Genomic DNA, 6,180 nt, shown 5'->3' with positions numbered 1-6,180 from the left:
TTGCGAGTCAGCGCCTTCAGCGGCTTGAACGCGAACTAGGGGTGCGGTTGCTGAACCGCTCCACACGCAGTATGTACCCGACGCCGGAGGGGCAGACATTGGCAGATCAGGGGCGTCCGCTAATTGAGGAGCTTGTTGCCTTGGGTCAATGCCTGCGTGATTGCTCCACAACGGTGGCTGGTCACCTGCGAGTGACTATGTCGGCATCATTTGGGCGAATCTATGTGTCGCCATTGTTGTCCGAGTTCCAGACGATGTACCCAAAGGTGAACATCTCCGCTCATCTGAGCGACGATATGGTGGACATCATAAAAGAGGGCTTCGATTTGGCAATCAGAATGGGGCCACTGCAAGACTCGCGTCTGGTTGTGCGGCCTCTTTCTCCAGATCCTCGTGTGTTAGTTGCCTCTCCAGATTACCTAAACAAGCACGGTACCCCTTTGCATCCAGACGATCTGTCATCCCATGATGGGCTATTCTTGCTGGGTCGTGAGGGGCGTCAGGACATTTGGCCTCTGAGTACACCTAATGGTGGATTAATTAAAGTGAAAATGTCTGGAAACTTTGAAAGCAATCTCGGAGAAGTGCTACGCGATGCGGCTTTATCCGGGCTTGGAATTTCATATCAATCGGTTTGGAGCGTTGCGAGCGATTTAAAGCATGGTCGGTTGCGGGTAGTTTTACCCGAATATCCAGGCGTCCCTTCTCAGATCAATGCTATTACACCGACCCGGTCGATGCAGAGTCGCAGGGTACAGGCATTTGTTGATTTTCTGGCTGAGAAATTTGCTGATCCACTACTCTGGGAGCGCACATCCTGATTAGGCATTTAATACTAACTAATCCATGGCTTTGTTTTGGTGCTCGCTAAATAGACATTTAGATGATGTCCAACGTTATAGGACGTTGCTTTACGAAAGCACCAGCCAGCGTCGATCATTATATCGCCTGCTTGTACCCTGATATCATAAACTCAATTTTCTCCAGAAAGAAAAACACCCCGCCAGCATATGGCTGACAGGGCATTGGTTTGCGTATTAACCCAGAAGTGTAGCTTCAGGGTTTTTCATACTAGCTGGATCGGCAATAGCTTATGAACCGATTAGCATTGGGCCTTTAAGCTTTTTTCTTTCAGCAACATTCACCTCTCTTGTGAATGGATAGCCATTTCAATGTTTATAGGCAGGAGACGCCTGGATTACGATTCAAAGGTTGAGAGTTCCTCACATACCTCGCTCAGTGCTTTAACAAAGGTATCCGCTTCTTCCAGCGACAAAACCAGCGGGGGTTGTATGCGCATCACGCGGTTGTTATTCGCTGTCACGAAAGTCAGAATATGGTGATCTTTGGAAAGTTTGGTCATGATTCGCAGTACGAACATGTCCGCCAGTGTAGATTCTAATTCCTTTATTGCGGCTTCCAGATGTTCACGAGCTTTCATCGGCATCATCCGATAGGTTGCCGCAGCTTTGGCAGGCAAGCGGCTGGACATTTCCCGGACAAATGCCTCAATGCCATCTGAGACGTCATTCTGAAATTCGATCGCAATCATCAGCCCTTGTCCACGAACTTCCTTGATGAAGTAATGCCTGTCGGCTAATTCCTCCAGTCTTTTTCGCAGATGTGCACCAACCTGTGCGGCATTGTCGGCCAGATTTTCACGTTCGATCACGTCCAGTGCAGCCATCGCTGCGGCGGCGGCAAAGTTACCGCCGCCAAATGTTGATGTGTGAAGCGCGAAACGATCGATATTGCCATAAGCACGTTGCCAAACATGTTTGGATGATAGCGTTGCTCCAATAGGGACAAGGCCACCAGAGAGGGATTTTGATAGCACCATAATGTCGGGAGAAACGTCCTCCCACTGGCAAGCGAACATCTTGCCGGTACGGCCAAGTCCAGTCTGGATTTCGTCGAGGATCCAGAGGCAATCATGCTCTGAACAGAGCGTTCTTACGGCGTTGAGATAGCCATCGGGCGGTATCACCACGCCACCTTCCCCTTGGATGGGCTCCATGATAAAGGCTGCTATGTCTCCCTTTTGCAATCTGGCTTGTAAGGCTGAAGCATCGCCAAACGGAATTTCCTCACAGTGAGGTAATAGAGGCTCGAACACCTGCCGATGTTTCGCTCGTCCTGTTACGGACAAGGCCCCAAGTGTTTTGCCATGATAACCATTAGCGCAATAGAGCAGTGTTGGTTTGTCGCTGGCTGCCAGCGCTAATTTCAACGCGGCTTCCACGGCTTCAGTGCCAGAGTTACTCAGAAACACACGTTCCAACCCGTCAGGCGAAAGTGCCGCTAAACGCTTGGCCAGAAGGCTGGCATGGAGAGGTGCTGACAGATATTGAACAAAAGTAGGATGCTGCTGTAGCAGGTACTTTTGCAGATTAGCAGCAATATCTGGATGGTTATGGCCAGTATTGAGGCAACCATATCCTGCTACAAAGTCCAGATAGCGTTGTCCGTCCAGATCCGTTAGCCAACAGCCTTTTCCGTGGTTGAAAACCCGTTCAACATGGTTGAAAGCATAAAACTCTCGCAGAACGGGATTGATGTATTCTCCGAAGCATCTCAGCACGTCTTCACGAAGACGTTCAGGTTCGCGAAGATGTTCAGGGTTAATGTCACTGCCATCAGGAGTTGTGTGTCGTTTCCCGTTATGAAATCGACGCAGTTCGCGCAGTTTCACATCATCCACATTTTCACCGCGGCTTGACATGGGGCGGGGCAAAAAACCATGTCGTTCAGCAAGACGGCCAATCTCCAGAACCCGATCAACGGGTAACTCCCGACCAATCGAGAACGGTTCGGCCCAGCCTTCCAGAGCGAGAATGATGGTCTCAGCCAGACAACCATTGAGATGGCGTTTGGGATCCAGTCCTAACGTCATCGCGCCGAAACTGACGGCATCGGTTGCGGAAACTAATCCGCCATCAATCACCAGAATATCGTCACGAGTTTCCCAACCGGGTAATACATCTTTTGGCAGTGCGGCATCCACGACGATACTGCCTGGAGCCAGTCGCTGAGGGTCAATGACACCGCCACTGGATGTAGCGGCTACGAACAATTTCACTCGCTCGTAGCAGTCGTCCATGCCGGCGTGCAGCGTCACATTTCTGTGTAAGGATGCAGGCAGATAATCCAGTAAAGCCTGAGCATGCTGTTTCTCATCCCGGTGTATCAATCTTAGTTGGCATCCCAATGGGGCAAGCAGCCGTGCAACCGCCAACGCAATTGAACCGGGATATCCCAGTATCGCAACGTCGGCTTGCTCTGCTGGAATATCTAACGTAGAGAGGACATCCAGTATATTCACATAGGTTGCATAGGCCGTCAGTGAATTGCCTGTCGTGACAGGAATGTTTGTGCGGTCAAGGGTCTGTAGACCACGGTTGCCGACAATAGAGGTAAAGCCGCCGAGCCCTACTAGCTCCACCCCCTGATGCTTGAGTGTGTTGACCCCTTCGACTACACGCTCGGCAATGCGTCGGGGCTGGCTCAGCATTTGCTCTGCGGTTAACGGCATGAACTGTAAGATCCCCTCGCATTGGGCACCACTGGCGCTAACGATGCGGCTGAATTCGGCAAACGGGACCAGATTACGCCGTTGCCACAGCATAGGATCATAACCCGTTGCCTGTTCTTCCAGCATTCGGCCAGCCATATCGATCAGTTTTACCTGATTTAGAAGCTCTCTGGATGTTGGATGGGCAATAAAGCCAAATTTCATGGTGTTCCCTCATTACCAATATGAATACGGTTCCAAGAGTCCTCAGAGGCCAGACTCAAGCCATCACCCTCAGAATTATGTCCAAGCCAGATGTCGAAGAAGTTGACTCTCCCTGGTGCCAATAAGGCTTCACGTAACAGTGCTGGACAGAACTGACGCAGCACGCGGTGATGAACGTTGATTCCGTCGATTACGCGATGAGAAGGCCCCTTATCCAGCTCTATCAAGGGCACATTGACCTGACAACTGGCATTGAGCGCATAACGTTTGTCCATATAAGTCTGAATCATGGAGAGCACGCCGTTGGTCAGGTAAAAGACCGTGACATTACCGCCACGCCCTGTCACGCCCTTAACTGATGACCAGGCCAGACGTTGCTCAATATTCGGTACCATTGCTCGGGCACCATCGCCGACGAAAGCTAAAATATTGTGTTCGTTCTTCAGTGCGATATAGGGTAACGACATCAGACCATCTCCCATCAACGCACGGCCATACCAGCCGGAGAAACCAGGACCGGTACGTGGCACATTACGGATGGCCGATAAGCTACAGCGGCCTACATCGTAGACCCCTGTATAGCGATAATCGTGGTTCTCAATAAGTTCGGCGATAAGTTGGCCTAGCCTGTGGAAGAAATGATTGGATGTCATAGGCATGGTTTCGATCATATCGCTTGGCAACGCTGTCGGCAGCTGTCGCAGCCGCTTAAGCCCAGCACGACGATAAGACAATACGGTGCTGTCGATTTGTAGACGAGGTTCAAGATAGTCTAGGAAATCAGACAGTTGAATATCCAATCCCAGATCGGTAAAGGGTGAAAGGTGTGCCGGGTTGCGGTTAACCTGAGCGATGCGGAAATTACGTTTGAGCTTACCTTCTGAGTAAGGTGTTGCTGACTGCTCAACTTTGCCTTTTAAGAAAAACAGCCAGGGTGTGCCTTCTCCTTCTGCTGCTGGTGTTTCCAGGAACTCATAGACGGCGCGGTTGAAGCCATACATGGAAAGCGTACCCAGATAGTTATCTACCAGAGTGCCATCGCTATAAGCAGACACGCTGCCGGGGTGAATGATGCTGTCGACTAATGCTATTCCGGCCCGTTCTGCCAGCGTTAGGATGCGTTTGCGCTCTCGAGCAGTAAGCCGTCCGCAGTGCCACAGGATGCGGGCGTTATCATGATTGATGGCTGACACTGCCTGATCTAGCTGTTCACGTTGCTGTGCGGAAAGTTCCTCCTTCCTGGGAATGTGGGAAGGAATCTCGATTTTGAGGTTGTCTGCTTGAGATTCAAGGATGTTTTGCGTGGCTAAAACAAAGGTAGGCGCCGGACGTTCATCTAGTGAGCGAAAAGCACCTTGCAGACCGGTGGGCATTTCATCGGGTGTGCGGATGAAGCAATGCCATAAGCCACGGGCAGTAATAACTTCATGCCCGTCATTATCGGCGTCAAGCGTTCCCTGAAATGGATACCAGGTTGTTTGCGGCGAGTCCGCGCAGATAATCAGGCCTGGTGCAGCGGCACGCTTGAGGTTTGATAATGTCCCACGTGCTTCATCGATCATGCCGGACGTTATAGCAATCACATAGGAGCGCCCATATAATTGCCATCCTGCCAGTGCGCTGACGGCAAGAGCATGCTCATTATTACCCGTCAGACAGCGGTTTTCTGAACCGTGAAGTAAGGTTTTCATTGAGTCGATGAACCCTGCCACCATTGACCCGGTGTAGAAGTGAAAATCCCATTGATCGCCCCATCGCTCGGTCATATGACGATAAATCGTTTGCGCTAATATCCCAGGGCCTTCCGTTTTTTGGCAAGCACGTACCAGCAGGCGGTTGAAGTGTGCATGTTCAAGATGATCCAGCACCAAACGAAGGATATCGGCCCGCCGTTGCCACGGACAATCGTGTAGAACCCTGACTAATCGATTTCCTCCGAGTCTGCCCATCCATTTACCCAGAAGTTCCTCTTTGCAAAGCAACATGGCAGAACACGGTGAAAACCGTGACTCTGATGACTTCGGGGTGAATTGGGTAAAGGGATCTTCTGAACCGTGTAGCTCTTCGTGACGTGTATCTAATAACACACATTCGATAGGTGGTGGATGGTGTGCTGTCATCGCGTGATTTGCTGTTGCCATAGAATCAAAGCGCCGCAATGTCAGTGATAACGTTTTGTCACGCCGCTGTGATGACAGGTATTGACTTGCCTGAGATAGAACCCGCCGATAGGGCAGGCAGGTACCGTCTGGCGTTATACTCTTGGGGACATCAATATTGCCGCAGAGCAAATTATTGACACTTTTCAAAACGACATCCAGATCCTGTGTTAATCCTTCATCCTGGCTAACCAGGCAAACGCCAATGGTTCGTATGTCTTGTCGCATAAGCAGGTGCTCCTCTTTTGGTTACTGCTAATGTCGATCTTTTCAAGATCACGATTT

3 protein-coding genes are annotated in these 6,180 nt (G+C 50.6%); 1 reads left to right on the top strand and 2 read right to left on the bottom strand.

The window, feature by feature from the left end; translation table 11 throughout:
- A partial coding sequence (locus EDI29_RS06155) for a LysR family transcriptional regulator (protein WP_137740171.1) occupies positions 1-821 on the top strand: 821 nt, incomplete at its 5' end.
- 377 nt (positions 822-1,198) lie between these two features.
- Here EDI29_RS06155 and pigE read toward each other — a convergent pair.
- Together pigE and EDI29_RS06145 are read right to left on the bottom strand one after the other, a co-directional pair.
- Positions 1,199-3,736 (bottom strand): prodigiosin MAP biosynthesis aminotransferase PigE, encoded by a 2,538-nt coding sequence (gene pigE / locus EDI29_RS06150; protein ID WP_137740170.1) that lies wholly within the window; start codon positions 3,734-3,736, stop codon positions 1,199-1,201.
- Entirely contained in the window at positions 3,733-6,123 is a 2,391-nt protein-coding gene (locus EDI29_RS06145; protein WP_137740169.1) for a decarboxylase, read from the bottom strand. The genes pigE and EDI29_RS06145 overlap by 4 nt, the downstream gene beginning before the upstream one ends.
- Between the last annotated feature and the right edge of the window lie 57 nt (positions 6,124-6,180).

This window comes from Pectobacterium polonicum (assembly GCF_005497185.1).
GTDB classification, from domain to species: Bacteria; Pseudomonadota; Gammaproteobacteria; order Enterobacterales; family Enterobacteriaceae; genus Pectobacterium; species Pectobacterium polonicum.
This window is presented reverse-complemented; position numbering and strand designations above follow the sequence as displayed.